Here is a 19,151-nt window from a genome sequence, read left to right on the forward strand (position 1 = left end):
TAATGACATAGTTGATGATATAATCAGCACAAATTTTTCTCATAAGTGCTGATTTCCTATGTCCCAAGATACGACTAACAACAACCATTCTTCAGTAGCAGCGTTTTTATGGTCGGTGGCTGACCTTCTACGTGGTGACTTCAAGCAGTCGCAATACGGACGTATCATTCTCCCATTCACTCTGCTAAGACGCTTAGAATGTGTGCTTGAAGCAACAAAACCAGACGTTCTCACAAAATATGAAGCAGTAAAGGTAATGCCAATTGAGGCACAAGATAAGCTACTAACGCATGCGGCGCAGTTAAGCTTTTACAACACCTCAAAAATGGATTTAAACCGTCTTGGTGAAACAGGTGTGGCGAGTAACCTAGAGAGCTACATTCAATCGTTTAGTCCTAATGCTCGTGAGATTTTTGAGCACTTTGATTTCTTCAACACCATCGACAAATTAGAAGAAGCGGATCTGCTCTACAATGTGGTAAAACACTTTAGGAAAGAAGATCTCCATCCAAATACCATTGATAACTACGGTATGGGGTTAGTGTTTGAAGAACTGATTAGACGCTTTGCCGAAAGCTCCAATGAAACAGCAGGAGAACACTTCACCCCAAGGGACATTGTTGAACTAACAACATCACTACTATTCGCCAATGAAGAAGAGCTAACCAGTTCTGGCTTAGTTCGTTCTATTTACGATCCTACAGCTGGTACAGGTGGCTTCTTATCATCTGCTATGGAATATGTTCTAAAGCTCAATGACAAAGCTTCTCTGTCTGCCTTTGGTCAAGAGCTCAACCCTGAGTCATACGCAATCTGTAAAGCCGATATGCTTATCAAAGGGCAAAAGGTCGATAACATTAAGTTAGGTAATACCCTGTCTAATGACCAACTCCGCACCGATAAGTTTGACTATATGCTATCTAACCCTCCGTTTGGTGTGGATTGGAAGAAGATCCAAAAGTTCGTCAATGACGAACATAACGACAAAGGCTTTGAAGGTCGTTTTGGTGCAGGTTTACCACGAGTTTCTGACGGTTCGTTACTGTTCTTAATGCACCTTGTGAGCAAGATGCGCCCTCAACACGAAGGTGGTTCACGTATCGGTATTATTTTAAATGGCTCGCCACTCTTTACAGGTGGTGCTGGTAGCGGTGAAAGTGAAATTAGACGCTACATTCTTGAAAATGACCTACTTGAAGCCATTGTGGCTCTGCCTACCGATATGTTCTACAACACGGGCATTGCAACTTATGTGTGGGTTTTATCTTCTCACAAGCCAGCTAACCGCAAAGGCAAAGTTCAACTTATCAATGCATCAAAAGAACGAGCTAAAACAGGTGGGCGTGGTCGCAGCGGTGGCGGTGAAGTGGAAGGTAATGATGAGAATGTATTCTATGCAGCAATGCGTAAATCATTAGGTAGTAAGCGTAAAGAACTCACCCCAGCTGCGATTGATACGATTGTAAAAACATACGGTCAGTTTGCTGAAAATGAGTTTAGTAAGATTTTTGATTATCAAGAGTTTGGCTACCGCAGAATTACTGTTGAACGCCCTCTTAAACTAGCGATTTTCCCGAAAGATGAACTACGTCTTGAAGCACTACAAGCTGATAAAGCGTGGAGTAAATTAGGTGAGTCAGTTCAAGAAACGGTTTTAGAAGCCCTAGCTTCATTCACTGAAGAAAAGCTGTTCTCTCGTGATGCGTTCCTAAAAACGTTTATCGCTAAAACAAACAACATAAAGCTAACCGCAGCCCAGCAGAAATTGATCATTAAGCATTTAGGTGAGCACGATGATGAAGCTGAAGTGTGTAAGGCAAAAGGTAAGATTGAAGCAAATCCAGATTTACGTGATAACGAAAACGTGCCATTAACCGAAACCGTTGATGATTACTTTGCTCGTGAAGTTCTACCGCACGTTCCTGATGCGTGGATTGATACCAAAAAGACCGATGAACTTGATGGCGAAGTCGGTGTTGTGGGTTACGAAATCCCATTTAACCGCCACTTCTACGTTTATGAACCACCAAGAGCACTTGAAGCGATTGATGCTGATTTAGATGCAGTATCGGCTGAGATTATGCAGCTACTTCAAGAGGTGCATTCATAATGACAGGTCGTTATAAAGCATATCCTGAATATAAAGAGTCAAATACAACTGAGTTAGGATGTATTCCATCTCATTGGAAAACAAGTAAAGTCAGATATTTATCTTATTGCTTAGATGGTAAACGAATACCTCTCAATGGCTCAGAACGAGGTGAAATGCAAGGTTCGATCCCTTACTGGGGAGCAAACAGCATAGTTGATTACGTAAACAACTATATTCTTGATGAAGACCTAATTCTTCTAGGTGAAGATGGTGCTCCTTTTTTTGATGCTACCAGAAATGTTGCATTTTTTGTGCAAGGTAAGGTATGGCCAAACAACCACGTACACGTTTTGCGCCCTAGAAAAGATAAGGTAAAAGCACAATTTCTTGCATACGCTTTAAATTGTGTTGATTACCATCTTTATATTACTGGTAGCACAAGAGATAAACTTAACCAATCTGCAATGAATGATATTGCTCTTAGGTTGCCTACTTACGAAGAACAACAAAAAATCGCCAACTTTCTCGATAACGAAACCGCCAAGATCGACACCTTAATCACCAAGCAAGAAAAGCTGATTGAGCTGTTAAAAGAAAAGCGCCAAGCGGTGATTTCTCACGCAGTGACCAAAGGGCTTAACCCAAATGCACCAATGAAAGATTCTGGTGTGGAGTGGTTGGGGAAAGTGCCTGAGCATTGGGATATTACCCCGTTAAAACATCTTTGTAGTTTTTCTGGTGGTGGTACTCCAACCAAAGACAACTTGAGTTATTGGACAAATGGTACTGTCCCTTGGGTTTCACCGAAAGATATGAAGTCACAGAGAGTTACTCAAACAAGTGATTATATTACTGATACAGCAGTAATGGAGTCTTCCACCAACTATGTGGACTCAGGGGCATTACTAATGGTTGTTCGTTCAGGCATCTTGCAACGAACTATTCCAGTAGCGATAAATGATGTAATCATTACTTTAAATCAAGATATGAAGGCTCTGAAGTTCAATCTAAAAATGGATGTAGAGTTTGCTTTGCATTTTATAGCTGGAAACGAAAAAGCACTTCTTCTAGAGTGGTCAAAAGAAGGAGCTACGGTTGAAAGCATTGAACACGAGTACTTGTCTAATGGCTTGATACCAGTGCCACCAATGGAAGAACAATTATCCATAATCCAATATTTATCCGTTGAAATGAATAAGTTTTCCCAGCTTGAAGCAAAAGCAGGCATTGGAATTACTCTTTTAAAAGAACGCAAAACAGCTCTTATCTCTGCCGCAGTAACAGGCAAGATTGATGTGTGTGGTTGGAGTTAGGCTTAATGGAAAATAATATAACTGATGACCTAGCGGGCTTTATTGAAAAAATATCGAAAATACCGAGAAAAAAGGATCACACTCTTTTTTTTAGAGGGCATGCAAAAGATAGCTTTCCAGCATTGCCAGCGGTGTTTAGAGATATACCTAAAAGTAGCACCCCAGCAAAATATATAGATAAAGAGTCACAGCTTTTTCATAATATGATTATGCAATGCCCAGATGAGTTCAAAGGTTCGATTTCGACCTTTGATTATTTAGTGAAGATGCAACATTATAGCTTACCAACACGTTTGTTAGATATTACAACTAACCCTTTGGTCGCTCTATATTTCGCATGCTCTGAGTTTGTAGAAGAAGGTCATAATGGGGAGGTTCTGGTTTATCAAATACCGAACAACGAAATAAAATTCTATAACAGCGACACCGTTTCCGTCATCAGCAATTTAGCCCAGATAAACAATGAATTTAATATAGATAACGATGCCGATAGAGGTAAATTCATTCACATCATAAAAAATGAAAAACCTTATTTCTTAGATGTAATCGATAAGAAGGATTTGAGTCGGGTAGTTTGTGTGCAACCAAAGCAGGACAACAAAAGGCTCATAAAGCAAAGTGGAGCTTTCCTTTTGTTTGCAATGGGCAGTGAATTCAAAAAAAACACACCAGCAAAAATCCCAAGCGAATTCACACTAAAAAAATACAATATAACCATACCTTGTAAAAACAAAGATCAGCTTCTTGCATCTTTGGAGTATCTAGCCATATCAGAAGCAACTCTTTTCCCAGAGATAGATAATGTTGCTAAGTTCCTAAAGAAAGCACCAAGAACCTATGTAAACTCAGCTCAAAATAACTTTATAGTTAACAATCCCAAATACATAAAACTTATCGTAAACAGCTTAACTAGAAACGATGACCTGTTGGAAAGCATAAGAAATAATTCGAGAGAAGCTTTTCTGCAAAGCGATTTGATGGACGATAATGTAAATGAAGCCGTTATCGAAACGATGCAAACACACGATGAAGAAGCAACTCTATTACTATCTGAGCCAGAACTGATGAAAGAAGTTGTTAGTTACTGCTATGAGCAACTAAAAAAATCATAGTTGCCAAACGGAAATGGTTTAAGAAAATGATGAACACAGCACAAGATGCTATTACCAGAGAAGCACAGTTCCAAAACGACATTCTTGACCAAATGCAGTCTCAAGGCTGGTTGCTAGGTGAGTCGAACAAATACATTAACTCTAACTTAGAGGATTCAGAAAATGCCTGAACTAACACCACCTCAAGGGCAATTTATCCTCTTTCAAAGTGCTGAAGGTAATACACAAGTTGAATGTCGCTTTGAAGCCGATAACCTATGGCTCAATCAAAACCAGATTGCGGAACTGTATCAAAAGAATGTTCGAACGATTAATGAGCATTTAGTTAATATTTATAGTGAAGGTGAACTTGAACAAAATCTAACTATCCGGAATTTCCGGATAGTTCAGCAGGAAGGTTCTCGGCAAGTATCCAGAGATGTAGTCCATTACAATTTAGATGCCATTCTAGCTATAGGTTATCGTGTTCGCTCGGCGCAAGGCACACAGTTTCGACAGTGGGCAACCAACACACTCAAGACTTATTTAACCAAAGGTTTTGTGATGGATGATGAGCGTCTAAAAGAACCTGGAAATAGCCAGTATTTTGATGAATTACTTAACCGTATACGTGATATACGCTCATCGGAAAAACTATTCTGGCAAAAGGTCTGTGATATTTATGCCACGAGTATTGATTACGATGGCAAAGCTCAAACCAGTATGCAGTTTTTCGCCAAAGTGCAAAATAAAATGCACTGGGCTACTCATGGACATACTGCTGCTGAGTTGGTATTTAAACGAGTAGATGGCGATAAGCCCCATATGGGGTTAACCAGCTACAAAGGTAAAGAGCCAACCAGAAAAGAAGTAGTCACAGCCAAAAATTACCTTTCTGAACAAGAGCTAGATACATTAAACCGCTTGGTGACATCCTATCTTGAGTTTGCCGAGCTGCAAGCAAGACAAGGTAAGTTAATGAAGATGGCTGATTGGGCTGCAAAGTTAGATGATTTCTTGAAGCTCAGTGATTTTGATATTTTAACTCACGCAGGAAAAATATCGTCAGAACAAATGAAACAAAAAGCCAAAGCTGAATACGATAAGTTCCGCCGAGTCATTGATGCAAGGCCCACTCAGGTTGACAAAGATTTAGCTCAGGCGATAAAAAGCTTAGAAAATAAAAAGGGTTAAGGGTGTTAAATGAGCAATAAATCTCAAGAAGCGATGACACGAGAGTCACAATTTCAAAACGACATTCTTGATCAAATGCAGTCTCAAGGCTGGTTGCTAGGTGAGTCGAACAAATACAACAAAGAGTTGGCACTTTACCCTGAAGATGTGATTGCGTTTGCTAAGACAACACAGCCTGAACAGTGGGATAAATTAGCGCAGCACTTCCCAGAAACAGATCGTAACCCTACCGCTACGACTAATGCACTTCTCAAATTATTAGAGAGGGAATTAAAAAGCGAAGGCACGTTATGGGTTCTACGAAACAGACTCAGTGATCGTGGTGCGAAGTTCGATACGTGTAGCTTTAAGCCTGATCACGATTTGAACCCAACGGCAACGGCACGTTATGAGCAAAATATTCTACGTGTTGTGCCAGAGCTGATTTACTCACCAAATGGTTATGATGGTCGTTTAGATTTAACCCTATTCGTTAACGGTATCCCTGTCGCTACCTGTGAGCTTAAATCTGAGTTTAAACAGTCGATTGATAATGCCAAAGTCCAGTATATGAAGGACAGGCAGCCTAAAGATCCTAAGACTAAAAAACCAGAGCCATTATTGACCTTTAAACGTGGTGCATTGGTTCACTTTGCTGTGAGCCAATACAACGTAGCGATGACCACTCGTTTAGACGGTAAAAAGACGTTCTTTTTGCCGTTTGACCAAGGCACTTCTGAAGGTGGTAAGGGCAATGACGTTCCTGCTTTATCAACAGATGGCTCTTTTCCCGCTGAAGGCTCTGATAGCTATGCAACGGCTTATCTTTGGAATGAGATTTTTCAAAAAGATAACCTACTGCTGATCCTCAGTCGATACATTCACCTTGAAGTAAAAGATGTTGAGCAGCTAGACGGTTCAATCAAAGTCAAAGAGACAATGATTTTTCCTCGTTATCATCAATGGGCGGTCGTTTCAAAACTACTTAATACCGTTGATAGCGAAGGCACAGGGCAAAAATATCTTATCCAGCACAGTGCTGGCTCTGGTAAATCAAACTCGATTGCGTGGTTGTCTCACCAACTTGCTTCAAAGCATTACACTTCTCCGTCTATAGAAAGTGACCATCCAGAGCTAGGTAAAAAGGTCGGTGATAAGGTCTTTGACTCAGTGATAGTGATTACTGATAGAACAGTGCTTGATAGTCAGTTACAAGATACGATTTATCAGTTTGACCATAATGAAGGAATGATTGCTCGTGTTAACCGAGAAGAGGCCCTCTCTTCAGGTGGGGGGCGCTCTAAATCTAGCCAATTAGCTGGCGAGTTAAAAGCAAGCACCTCTATCATAATCGTAACCATTCAAACATTCCCTCACGTTTTAGAAGCGATCCGCAAAGACTCAACTCTTTCAGGTCGAAGCTTTGCGGTTATTGCCGATGAAGCGCACTCAAGCCAAACAGGAACAACTGCACGTAAATTGCGTGAAGTGTTAATGGCAGAGCAGTTAGACGGGAATGAAGAGCTAGACAGTGAAGATATGCTCCGCTTATCGCTGGAAGCTCGTAAAGGCTCAAACAATATTAGCTACTTTGCATTTACCGCAACACCAAAAGCAAAAACATTAGAACTGTTTGGTCGTAGACCTGATCTTGATGAGCCAGCAAGCGACACAAACAAACCACTACCATTCCACGTTTATTCAATGCGCCAAGCGATTGAAGAAGGGTTTATTCTGGATGTATTACAGAATTACACCAGTTATCGAGTCGCTTACCAATTGGCACACGATAACCCAGCCTCAGATCACAAAGTAGACAGTAAAAAAGCCGCTTCAAAAATGGCGAAGTGGGTTAGCTTACACCCTTACAATATTGCTCAAAAAGTCGAAACCATTGTTGAGCACTTCAACGAAAAAGTGAAACACTTACTAGGCGGTGAAGCAAAAGCAATGGTCGTCACCAGTAGCCGTTTAGAAGCGGTGCGCTACAAACTGGCTTTTGAAAAATACGTGCAAGACAAAGGCTATAACAACGTTAATGCAATGGTGGCGTTTTCTGGCGAAGTGAATGACCCAGATTTTCCAGATCAGCCTTTTACTGAAAACAATATGAACCCTAATCTGCGTGGTCGTGATATGCGTAAAGCATTTGATACTGCTGATTATCAGGTAATGTTAGTGGCTAATAAGTTCCAGACAGGGTTTGACCAGCCTAAGCTTGTCGCTATGTATGTCGATAAGCCATTAAAAGGCGTGGAGTGTATTCAGACCCTCTCAAGACTAAATCGAACGTGTAAGGGCAAAGACAAGACATTTGTGCTCGACTTTGTGAATGACCCAGAAGAGATCTTAGCAGAGTTTAAGGTTTACTTCCAAACGGCTGAACTGGCAGACGTATCCGATCCAAACATTGTTTATGACTTGATGAAAAAGCTCAATCAAGTTGGGATCTACCAGTGGTTTGAAGTAGAAGCGTTTGTTGATGCGTATAACAACAAACAAGCAAACCAAGCCAAACTTGCCAATCTGTGTAAACCAGCCGTTGATCGTTTCACCGTTCGCTATAAAGAAGCCACTCAGGTGCTTCAATCCGCACAGGCGGAAGTATCAAAAGCGAAAATTGAAAAGAACGACAAGAAGATTAAGTTTGCAGAAAACAGCGTTAAACACGCTAAAGAAGCACGAGACATTCTGGAAGTGTTTAAGAAGGATTTAATTTCTTTCTATCGCTACTATGAGTTTACTTCTCAGATTGTCAATTTTGACGATTATGAGCTAGAGAAGCTCAGCCTCTTCGCTAAACACCTTCATCCACTATTACGCTTAGATATCGTGGAAGACGATGTAGATCTATCTGATGTAGTAATGACCCACTACCGTTTGCACGAGCAACGTGAAGCGGATTTGCAACTGGGTAATAAAATCGGTGAAGAGCCTAAACCTTACCTAGCAGCAGCAAAAGAAGGCTCAGGCGCAGCACCGAAAGATCCTAAAACTGAGTATCTTAACGAGATCATTGAGCGAATGAACGATTTGTTCATTGAAGATGGTTTATCTGAAAATGATATGCTGAGTTATGCTCAAACCCTGTTTGGCAAAGTGCAGGATGATGAAGTTACGATGGATCAGGTGAAGAACAACACCAAAGAACAAGCTATGCTTGGTCAATTCCCTGAAGCCATACAAACCGCCATTATCGAAAGTATGGAAACTCACAACACGATGGCAATGAAAGCTCTTTCTGATAATGCCGTTAAAGATGGTTTAGCAAGTATCGTCTTTGATATGTTTATGAAAGGGCTGGGTAAGTCAGGCGAAGCTAAACGTTAAGTAGCGATAATTTGGCGTTGAGCGTAAGATGGTGACAAAAATGGTGACAGAAATGTATCTTTAATTTATAAATACCAATACAAACAGATACTTATTAGTGAAAAATACATTCAGATCCAAAACCTCGAATAACCTAATCATAGCCATAGCCTCAAAGCCATAGCCTCAAAGAGGCTTTGAGGCTATGGCTTTGCTGTGCTTTTGCAAACAATCTCGATTAATCCTTGCTCTATAGCCTAGAATCATTACAGTGTGCGTCCGTTCTATGCTTTAGACTGTTTTCTAGGATTATTATGAAAAAGACTTACCCGCTAACTCACCCAAAACTTAACTTAGCGCGCATTATTGAAGCCGCTAAGTATGATGCTAAAAAGTATATTCGCCGCGAGAAGAACAAAGCTTTGCCTGCTGGTGCAGATTTTTGGGCATTTGATTGTAAATACGGTCCTACTCAAGAAGAAGCAGAAGAAATTCATGTTTCACAAATTAACGCATCTATGGATAAAGCAGAGCAACAACAGCTACCGTCTTTCTACTTAGAGATTATGGCAAAGCCTGCAAACCGCCCAGAGCGACCGGTTTCTGAAGAAGCAATGGACGAAGAAGGCGCTGAGTTAGACGATATTATTGCTAACGCAGAGCAAGAGATAAGCAAAAACGCAGAGTAACACCGTTTACATTTGTCTTTAGAAAACAGTTAAGGCCAATCAGTTATTCCGACTAACGATTGGCCTTTGCTCAACCTGCTACACCACACCAACAATGCCCCCTCAAACCTAAGCCCCTAAGTTATTGATGATTAGCTGAGTTTATAAACTGCCTGTACAGTTGCCGCCTGTTCGTTTGGTTTTTATAAGATTAAGATGTACTTAAAAACAAGCCTAAGCAGCCTACTACGTTGTTTATTGCTGCTTACCCTTTGTTTCCCGACGCTCGCCCTTGCTGATGGAAATCAAACCATTGAATCTTTCACCAGCGCCAAGCGTTTGTTATTGCAGCAGGTGTATATTGAGCCCTCGATGCGTAACACCTTGTATTGCCAAGCCTCATTTGATGAGAAGAAAAATGTTAGCTTAAATGCTGGCTTTTCCACCAGCAAATACCTTAATCGACTGGCTCGCTATGAAACCGAACATGTCGTGCCTGCAGAAAACTTTGGTCGTAGTTTTAGTGAGTGGCGAGAAGGGCACCCAAGCTGTGTAAACAGCAAAGGAAAAAGCTATAAAGGCCGCCGTTGCGCAGAAAAAGCCAACAGCGAATACCGCTTAATGCAGGCAGACATGTATAACCTTTATCCTGCTATTGGTGCGGTAAATGCGGCGCGTTCTAACTATAACTTCACCATGTTAAGCGATAGCGCATCTAGTTTCGGCAGTTGTGATATGCGCATTGAGAGCCGTAAAGCGCAACCACCAGAGCTTGCTCGCGGACCAATTGCTCGCAGTTATTTGTATATGGACGCCAACTATTCTCGTTTTACGCTAAGCAAAAGCCAACGCAAATTAATGCACGCTTGGGATAAACAATACCCGGTTACACAGCATGAATGCCTAAGAGCAGAGCGCATCGAAAAGATTCAGCAAAACCGCAATGCCATTTTATATGAGCGCTGTTTAGCCATGAAATAACATAAGCTTAAGTACGATAGATTAGACTGAATGCTCTATTCCGCTCACCAAATGTGGTTATTTATACGTTATGAGCTGTAAAGCCCTTTAAAAAACATAGGATTAATTGATAATAACAGAGGATAAATAGTCACTCTTACTCTCTTCAATTGGTATATGAATTTACAGCAACGAGATGTTTACTACCCGCTACTCTTCCTAGTCTCTTTGGTATTAGTCCTTTGGCAATACTTTGGTATGGAACATCAGCTGAACTTCAACCTACACGAAGATTCTCCCATTTCGCTCTCACATCAGCTAGCAGATGGTCGCGTGGGAAAAGGCCTATTGCTGAAACAACAAAACAAAGCCACCTTGTTTTGTAGTACGCCCGCCGAAGACAGCGCCCAAGCCTGCGGTATGCAATTCCATCTGCAAAATGGTAAGCAACAAGGTATTGATTTAAGCGCTTATCAAAGCATCGCTATAAACTTGTCTTATCAAGGCAATGCGCCCGATAACCTGTTGCTGCAACTGTATAACCCACAGCAAAAAAAGCCTGAATATTTGCACCTCTACCAACAAAGCCTATTACCCCAACAAGGGCGCGGTACTTATAGTTTTGACCTTGACCAGCTTTATATCCCCTCTTGGTGGCAGTATGCTCAGCGCGACAAACCAAGCAGTGATGAAAACCAGTGGGTAACACATTTAACCTTACTTACCGGTGATAACCAGCAGGCTAAGAATATTGAACTATCACTACATTCTTTAGAGCTTGAAGGTAAATGGCTACAAGCTAAAGACCTCTATATAGCGTTACTGGTGGTATGGTTGATTAGCATTACTCAGGCATTTTTTAGCGTATCGCGCGGTGTAAAAGCCCAAAACAAGCAATCTGATAAACATGCACTAGAGCTAAATAAAGTGAATAGCTTTTTAAGCATTGAGCGCGACAACTACGAGTTTATGGCCAAAACCGATCCACTCACTAGTTGCTTTAACCGCGCGGGACTCAGCAGCATCTTCAGTGATATTGTGATCGAATATGTAGATATAGGTATGCCCGCTAGCATTGTGTTATTCGATATCGACCACTTTAAGCGAGTGAATGACCAATACGGCCACGATGAGGGCGACAAAGTACTGGTAAACATTGCTAACCTAATTCGTCAGCAAATTCGCGAGGGCGACTATTTAGCTCGCTGGGGTGGTGAAGAATTTCTTGTGGTATGTACACACACACGGTTAAAAGGCGCATGTGCCTTGGCCGAGCATTTGCGTAAAAGTGTAGAAAGCACAGTTCTCAGTGAAAAAGCGCGTATAACGAGTTCTTTTGGCGTAGCAGAGATTAACTCCGGTTTCATTGAACAATGGATTAAACGCGCCGACAAAGCATTGTATGCAGCAAAAGACACTGGCCGTAATAAGGTTGTTGCAGCTAAGTAGTTAAGAAAGAGAAAACCTGCTGATTACTCAGCAGGTTTTATTCTTTATAAAGGATTATCTGGACAGTTACCACTGATGTACAGCGGTACACCAACGCCCGGGTCTATTGGAATAAGCTGAGGGCCGTTAGTCGCTTGCGAGCCCCAATATTCAGCAGGCAAGTTAGCACGTAAACCTTGGGCGAGGGGATATTCACAGAAGCCATTAGTATCTTGTGGCGGATGTTGAGCATAACCCGCCAAGCTTGATAAGGCTTCAAACAAGGCAATTCGGTTTATCCAAATCTGTTTGCTGATCAAGCTAGGCTCAGGCAAACCAGGGTTCACCCCTATCACCGCTTGTCCATCTACCAACGCAACCACGTCCCCGCGAAGATCTTTAGTAAAGTTAACCGTTTCCCAGCCTCCGGCTGCTGCACCAATAAATTGATAGTTGCCAGTAGCACCGCTACTTATATTACCAGCACCTAACTGTACCTGAGAAAAACGGCCAGTTGAGCCTACAAACAACCTATCGACTCGCTGCATCACTTCCACCGCCAAGCTTTGTACTAACTTTTCTTGCTGAGAATCAGGAATAGCATCGGCAAAGGGGCTTAATAAACGAAAGTTGCCCTGGTGTTCTTCACTTAAGCAATCAACAGTGGGTAACACACCAAGTACTTGCGCGGGCTGAATGGTTCTAAAATCTAGCTGGCAATCGGTTTTTTGCAGGTCTCCGTGTAAATCCAGCACCGTGTGGGGTTGAAACGCCAATGCTGCTGCCACCATGGCTTGGCTCTCTACTGGACGAATCGGTTTATCAAGCTTCACATGGTGATAACGGTTTAAATCGTAACCACGACCAACAATGCCAATAAAACCTGCTTCAGAGTTTTCAGCAAATCCACCACCGGCTTGCGGATCAAGGTTTTGTCTAATGAGGGCACAATTCTCGTCAATCACCGTGCCTGGAGTAGGGTTGAAGTTACAATTCTGCGGATCCGGCTCCCCGCCATCAGGGTTCGCCCGTAATATAACCAATATATCAAGCTGCTCAAGAATACGCCTACTGCTGTAACCAAACCCAGCGCTTAACCAGCGCATAACAGTAAGTGCAGCTTCGGTACCGGCGGGTTCATTGCCATGTTGCTGAGTAATAATCATCACTCGCTTGCCACTAGGGTTGCCCATTCGTATGCCTAGTAGCTCTCGCCCTTGGGTAGACCACCCAATATGCTCAGGGTTGGTATTACCTCGGCCACCGTCGTCTACCGTGCAAACTACCGCCTGACGAATACTTTGCGGCTCAACCTGCTCGCCACAAACTTGATAATTGATATCAAGATCTGTCGGTAGCGCTTGGTCGATATTCACAATACCCTGGTTATTATCCTTAATAATCAATGCCCCTGTTTGCACTGGCACTCGTGCGAAGTAGGGCATAAAACGCAGCTGAGTGCGCAGGTCTTGGTAGGTTGAGAGTCGCCAATAAGGGTTGTCGTGAACTGCCGAGTGAAACCTGGCTGAGGCAGTAGCACTTAAACCTAACAGCAAAGGCAGCAAGCAAATTGAGCTAAATTTCATTGATCATCCTTGATAAGTGAGAGCTAGAGCAAATAAAGCTCAACTCATAGTCAAAAATAAATCATAGGGCTTTGGCTGTTTAATTAGTAATTAATTAATAATACTAATTATCAATTTACTGTAATTTTTCCTTTGCAGTAAGTAGCTTAGCCATTTATTCATCGGCAGACAGCATACGAATTTCGCGCTGCGGAAAGGGGATTTGCACGCCAGCTTGTTGCAAAGCTTTAAACACAGCAAGGTTGGCAGAGAATTTTGTTTGATGGAATATGGGAGTGGGCACCCAAAAGCGGTAACTAATGTTTATGCCGCTATCGGCGAATGCATCAATGCCCACTTTAGTAGCTGGTGTGCTTTGCACCTCAGCAATGGTCGCCAAGGTGCTTTCAATCAAGGCGATGACTTGCTCGGGGTCACTGCCGTAAGCCACTGCCACCTCACCTTCTACTAAACTATTTTGCTCAGTATTTTTAAGAATTTCCCCAACAATATGGCGATTAGGAATGGTCACGCGTTCGTTGTCTTCGTTCACCAACACCGTCGTCGCCAAATTAATTTCTTCTACGATACCGGTGTAGCCTTTTACGGTGATAGTGTTTTTAAGCACGAAAGGCCGCGTAAGAATAATCGCCAAACCCGCACCATAGTTAGATAAGGTACCTTGAATGGCTAAACCTGCGCCAAGAGAAACAGCACCTAATGCCGCCACAAATGGCGTAATACTTACCCCAAGTTTACCCAAGGCAATAATCACCGTCATGCTAATCAGCAATATCTTCACCACATTAGCGATAAAGTTAGCCAAGGTAATGTCTAAACCTTTACTGTCTAAGGTTTTGAATAACCACTTAGCGACTTTAGAGGCAAACCACAGCCCCAATAGCACAATAATAATGGCGCCCACTAGCTGGAAGCTATAGCGCACCATAAAGTCGACAATAGTTTGATATACCGATTCGAGCTGGGCGAGTTCTTGGTCAATCATTTAGCATTCCTTGCAGGCAGTACAAACAGTGAGCAGACTTGCTGATTAATCATGCTCTTAGTCAAGTTTACTCGTTAAATATTAGCTTGATAGGATAATTTTTGCATGTCACTTAATCATTTACTGAAGCGCGCAACGGGATGTGAAAAATCGCTCTCGATCTAGTTTGCTCTCTCTACTCGCGGTAAGCTGGTTTTTATGGCTAGCGATTAAAAATACTTAATGACAGAAACTCTCTCTCTTCAACAAGCTAGAAAACTGGTACTGCACGCTCAGCTCTTGCCGCCAACAGCAGCTCGCGGCAGCGCAATAGATGCCAGCCTAGCCGCCATTGAGCAACTCGCTTATGTACAGATAGATACTATTTCAGTGATTCAACGCGCTCATCATCACACTCTGTGGAACCGCAACCCTCGTTATCAAGTAGAGCACCTAGATCGATTGGTTAAAGATAAAAAGGTCTTTGAATACTGGTCGCATGCGGCGGCTTATTTACCCATGCGTGATTACCGCTTTAGCTTGCCACGTAAACATGCCTTTGCCAGCGGTCAGCAAAAACACTGGTATAACAAAAACACTCAACTGATGGACGCGATATTAAGGCGCATTAGCGAAGAAGGGCCATTAATGGCCAAAGATTTTGAGCACCATGGTAAAAAAACCGGTGATTGGGCCAGTAAACCGGCTAAACAAGCGCTGGAGTGTTTGTTCATGCAAGGCGATTTAATGGTGCCTTACCGTCAAAACTTCCATAAGGTGTATCAGCTTACCGAACGAGTACTGCCAACAACTATCAACACATCTGTTCCCAGCCAAGAAGAACATAGCCGCTTTTTAGTCACCTCTTACTTACGCGCCAATGGTTTAGGCCAAGCGTCTGAAATGGTGTATTTGCTAAAGAACAATAAAAAGGCAGTAGAGAGTACCTTAAACGAAATGCTGAATAGCGGCGAAGTCGATAGGTTTAACGTTAATGGGCATTCCTATTTTGCATTGCCCGCATCACTCCCCCTACTGAGCAAACCGCTAGCACGCAGCAAATTGAAAATTTTATCTCCCTTCGACAACTTGCTAATCCAACGTAAACGTATGCAAAAGCTATTTGATTTTGACTATTTAATTGAGTGTTACGTGCCTAAGGCTAAACGCCAATACGGCTATTTCTCTTTACCTATTTTGTGGGATGGTCGCTTAGTAGCGCGAATGGACTGCAAAGCTGAGCGTAGCAGCCAAACTCTATATATTTTCAACTTGGTATTAGAGCCTTGGTTGAAAAAGATCGACGCCTTTAGCCTAGCGTTAACAAAAGAACTGGCGATGTTTATGCGCTTTAACCAATGTACTGCTCTGCACTTATCTATTAGCCAAGCCAACGCCAAGCAACTGAATACGACCTTACTCAGCCAACTAACCGCCTTTAGTACAATTCAATAAGCTATCGGCTTCCAATAGTTAGCCACCAACGTTTAAAGCAGCGGGATTACCTCGCCCAAATGCGCGAGAATATGCTTGGCTCGGCGCTTAACCTCATCATTAGCTTGCAACATATCTGGAATCATTATCGCCTGGCAACCTGCGTCTAACGCCGCTTGCATACCGTTATTCGAGTCTTCTAATACCAAGCATTCGGCTGGCGGTAATGCCAAGGCTTCACAAGCCAACAAATAACAATCAGGGTAAGGCTTGCCACGACTCACATCTTCCGAAGTAATCACGCGTTCAAATTGCTCTAAAATGGGAGAGCCGGAAAAATAATGCTTAACCTCCGCCACACCAGAGGAGGTCACCAAAGCACAACGAATGGCTCGTTGCTGTAAATAGCCAAACAACTCGGTAAAACCAGGTTGGTAAGTTACCCCGGCAGCACACAAAGCTTGAAAGTGCTTATCTCTTATCGCTTGGTATCGCGGCAAATCCAGTTCAGCACCAAGGTGTTGCACTAACATTTGTTCACAGGCTGCATCAGGCACGCCAATAAAATACTGATACAAAGCATCGCTCAGCTCTAAGCCTTGCTCTTTAGCGGCATATTTCCAACTGGTTTTATAGATGCTTTCGGTATCAAAGATTAAACCATCCATGTCAAACAACACTGCGTTAATCATAAGTGAAAACTCCCACAACCAAAGAATGTCGATAAAGCATCATTATTGCTCGAACCTTTCATTACCAATACTAAAACGCCAAAGAAAAAACACTACAAAAATGTAATTTAACTACAAAATAGCCATGCCAGGCTCAATAAACGAACCGAAACAGCTCAATAAATGAACTAATCAATACCTAAATTAGGCTTGTAATTTAATTTATGAGATATAAGTCACGATAAATCCACCAGGCACCCACCACAAAAGGGTGATACGCATCACCTTAATATTTACTTAAAAGTCACTTAAATTGGCTTGTAAGTTACCAACGCACAAATGACGTGACATCAATCACTAATTATTCTGGTTACACCCAATCAAAAAGAGACTTGCATCACAAAAACCCACTAAGAGTAGGCAAAATGAAATCTTATGCTAAATTTACATCAACTTGAGAGACACCCAGCGGTCCTTCAAGGACCGACAAACAAATTCATTAAAGGGACAATTCTATGCTATCCCCAGATGCAAAGATTAAAGTACAAAACTTTGGACGCTTCCTCTCCAACATGGTGATGCCGAACATTGGCGCCTTCATCGCTTGGGGTTTTATTACTGCACTATTCATCCCAACCGGTTGGCTACCAAACGAAACGCTAGCCTCTATGGTTGGCCCAATGATTACCTACTTGCTACCACTATTGATTGGTTATACCGGCGGTAAAATGGTTGGCGGCGATCGCGGCGCGGTTGTGGGTGCTATTACAACTATGGGTGTAATTGTAGGTACCGACATTCCAATGTTTATGGGTGCGATGATTGTTGGCCCACTTGGTGGTATCGCCATTAAGAAATTTGATGCAGCGGTTCACGGTAAAGTGAAAAGCGGCTTTGAGATGTTGGTAAACAACTTCTCTGCCGGCATTATCGGTATGATTTGTGCCATTCTTGCTTACTTAGTGATTGGCCCAGCGGTTAAATTGCTGTCTGCGGGTTTAGCTGCAGGCGTTAACGCCATGGTTGAAGCGGGTGCGTTACCACTAGCCTCTATCTTTGTAGAGCCAGCCAAAATCCTATTCTTGAATAATGCGATTAACCACGGCATCTTCTCGCCACTGGGTATTCAGCAGTCAGAAGAGTTTGGTCGCTCAATCTTCTTCTTGATTGAAGCAAACCCTGGTCCAGGTCTTGGCTTACTTATCGCTTACATGGTGTTTGGTAAAGGTAACGCTAAGCAGTCTGCAGCGGGTGCGTCTATCATCCACTTCTTTGGTGGCATCCACGAAATTTACTTCCCTTACGTGTTAATGAATCCACGTCTTATCTTGGCGGTTATTGCCGGTGGTATGACAGGTGTATTCACACTGACTGTATTTGACGCAGGTCTGATTTCTCCAGCATCACCAGGGTCTATTTTTGCGGTACTACTAATGACACCGAAGTCAGGCTTTGTAGGCGTGATTCTATCGGTAATCGCTTCTGCTGCAGTGTCATTCATTGTTGCTTCGCTGCTGCTTAAAACCCAAGCTGATACTGGCGAAGACGATTCACTTGAGCAAGCGACTAGCCAAATGCAAGGCATGAAGTCATCTTCTAAAGGCCAATCTGGTGAAGCGGTAACTGCCGACATGGCTTTAGTTAACAAAATCATAGTAGCGTGTGATGCCGGTATGGGCTCTAGCGCGATGGGTGCCAGCTTACTGCGGAAGAAAGTTGAAGCTGCCAACCTCAATATCGAGGTCACCAACTTAGCCATTAATAACCTGCCAAACGACGCAGATATTGTGATTACTCACAAAGACCTAACCGACCGAGCGCGAACTCATGCGGCTCAAGCACAGCATATATCTTTGAATAACTTCTTAGACAGCGCACTTTACGACAACTTAGTCAGCGAACTAAGCACTGCACAGGCAGCTCCAGCAAAAAAGGCTGAAACACCAGCAGACACAAGCTCTAGCGAATCAGGAACGCTTAAGCTTTCAAAAGAAAACATCTTTTTGGGAATGGAAGCAAAAACCAAACAAGATGTGATCCAGTTTGCTGGTGAACAACTCGTGAAGCTGGGCTACGTGGAGGCCGATTACGTGCCAGGCATGTTAGCTCGCGAAGAACTGGTGTCTACCTATCTTGGCGAGTCTATTGCTGTTCCACATGGAACAATTGAAGCAAAACAATTCGTTAAAGCCACTGGCATCGTGTTCTGTCAGTTCCCAGAGGGCATCCGCTGGGGTGAAGACGAAGACGATATTGCCAAAATGGTGATTGGTATTGCAGCGCAAGGTGATGAACATATTCACGTTATCACCGCCATTACCAACGCATTGGACGACGAAGAAGCAATTGAATGCTTAAAAACAACATCAAACCCGGATGATGTGCTTCGAATCCTAAACGGCAAGTAAGCCCCATTCATTCTTAATACCTACGGAGGCCAAAAACAATTTTGGCCTCCTGTT

Annotated in this window: 14 protein-coding genes; 11 read left to right on the forward strand and 3 right to left on the reverse strand. The window is 42.7% G+C overall.

What is annotated here, in order from left to right:
- Nucleotides 1-58 precede the first annotated feature (58 nt).
- From ACLD71_RS05110 to ACLD71_RS05150, 9 genes are all read left to right on the forward strand, one after another.
- Nucleotides 59-2,110, forward strand: coding sequence for a type I restriction-modification system subunit M (locus ACLD71_RS05110; protein WP_411993373.1), 2,052 nt, complete (start codon nucleotides 59-61; stop codon nucleotides 2,108-2,110).
- Nucleotides 2,110-3,405 carry a restriction endonuclease subunit S gene (locus ACLD71_RS05115; RefSeq protein ID WP_411993374.1) on the forward strand — a complete coding sequence of 432 codons (1,296 nt, stop codon included), beginning with the start codon at nucleotides 2,110-2,112 and terminating at the stop codon, nucleotides 3,403-3,405. The genes ACLD71_RS05110 and ACLD71_RS05115 overlap by 1 nt, the downstream gene beginning before the upstream one ends.
- Before the next feature lie 5 nt (nucleotides 3,406-3,410).
- Complete coding sequence (locus ACLD71_RS05120) at nucleotides 3,411-4,517, forward strand: FRG domain-containing protein (RefSeq protein WP_411993376.1); 1,107 nt, start codon at nucleotides 3,411-3,413, stop codon at nucleotides 4,515-4,517.
- Between the two features lie 26 nt (nucleotides 4,518-4,543).
- Nucleotides 4,544-4,687, forward strand: a complete 144-nt coding sequence (locus ACLD71_RS05125) for a hypothetical protein (protein WP_411993378.1) — start codon at nucleotides 4,544-4,546, stop codon at nucleotides 4,685-4,687.
- Nucleotides 4,680-5,690: a virulence RhuM family protein gene (locus ACLD71_RS05130; protein WP_411993380.1), complete on the forward strand. Its 1,011-nt coding sequence runs from the start codon at nucleotides 4,680-4,682 to the stop codon at nucleotides 5,688-5,690. Before ACLD71_RS05125 ends, ACLD71_RS05130 begins: the two co-directional genes overlap by 8 nt.
- A 9-nt stretch (nucleotides 5,691-5,699) precedes the next feature.
- On the forward strand, nucleotides 5,700-8,999 hold the full coding sequence (locus ACLD71_RS05135; protein ID WP_411993382.1) for a type I restriction endonuclease subunit R: 3,300 nt from the start codon (nucleotides 5,700-5,702) through the stop codon (nucleotides 8,997-8,999).
- Nucleotides 9,000-9,292: 293 nt separating this feature from the next.
- Nucleotides 9,293-9,667 carry a DUF6172 family protein gene (locus tag ACLD71_RS05140; RefSeq protein WP_137675371.1) on the forward strand — a complete coding sequence of 125 codons (375 nt, stop codon included), beginning with the start codon at nucleotides 9,293-9,295 and terminating at the stop codon, nucleotides 9,665-9,667.
- Nucleotides 9,668-9,862: 195 nt separating this feature from the next.
- Nucleotides 9,863-10,627: an endonuclease gene (locus ACLD71_RS05145; RefSeq protein WP_411993384.1), complete on the forward strand. Its 765-nt coding sequence runs from the start codon at nucleotides 9,863-9,865 to the stop codon at nucleotides 10,625-10,627.
- 156 nt (nucleotides 10,628-10,783) lie between these two features.
- A complete protein-coding gene (locus tag ACLD71_RS05150; RefSeq protein WP_411993386.1) occupies nucleotides 10,784-12,055 on the forward strand; it encodes a GGDEF domain-containing protein in 1,272 nt (423 codons plus the stop codon).
- 44 nt (nucleotides 12,056-12,099) lie between these two features.
- On the opposite strand, the gene ACLD71_RS05155 is transcribed toward ACLD71_RS05150, so the two are convergent.
- Both ACLD71_RS05155 and ACLD71_RS05160 read right to left on the reverse strand, forming a co-directional pair.
- Nucleotides 12,100-13,620, reverse strand: coding sequence for a M14 family zinc carboxypeptidase (locus tag ACLD71_RS05155; RefSeq protein WP_411993388.1), 1,521 nt, complete (start codon nucleotides 13,618-13,620; stop codon nucleotides 12,100-12,102).
- A 154-nt stretch (nucleotides 13,621-13,774) separates the two neighbouring features.
- Nucleotides 13,775-14,605, reverse strand: coding sequence for a mechanosensitive ion channel family protein (locus ACLD71_RS05160; protein WP_411993390.1), 831 nt, complete (start codon nucleotides 14,603-14,605; stop codon nucleotides 13,775-13,777).
- Nucleotides 14,606-14,827: 222 nt separating this feature from the next.
- Between ACLD71_RS05160 and ACLD71_RS05165 the strand changes: the two genes are divergently transcribed.
- Complete coding sequence (locus ACLD71_RS05165) at nucleotides 14,828-16,039, forward strand: winged helix-turn-helix domain-containing protein (protein WP_411993392.1); 1,212 nt, start codon at nucleotides 14,828-14,830, stop codon at nucleotides 16,037-16,039.
- A gap of 32 nt (nucleotides 16,040-16,071) precedes the next feature.
- On the opposite strand, the gene ACLD71_RS05170 is transcribed toward ACLD71_RS05165, so the two are convergent.
- Nucleotides 16,072-16,710 carry an HAD family hydrolase gene (locus ACLD71_RS05170; RefSeq protein WP_411993394.1) on the reverse strand — a complete coding sequence of 213 codons (639 nt, stop codon included), beginning with the start codon at nucleotides 16,708-16,710 and terminating at the stop codon, nucleotides 16,072-16,074.
- 494 nt (nucleotides 16,711-17,204) lie between these two features.
- On the opposite strand from ACLD71_RS05170, the gene ACLD71_RS05175 reads away from it, so the two are divergent.
- Complete coding sequence (locus ACLD71_RS05175; RefSeq protein WP_137673466.1) at nucleotides 17,205-19,097, forward strand: PTS mannitol transporter subunit IICBA; 1,893 nt, start codon at nucleotides 17,205-17,207, stop codon at nucleotides 19,095-19,097.
- Nucleotides 19,098-19,151 lie beyond the last annotated feature (54 nt).

Origin of the sequence: Agarivorans sp. DSG3-1 (assembly GCF_046774965.1) — a bacterium.
Lineage (GTDB): Bacteria > Pseudomonadota > Gammaproteobacteria > Enterobacterales > Celerinatantimonadaceae > Agarivorans.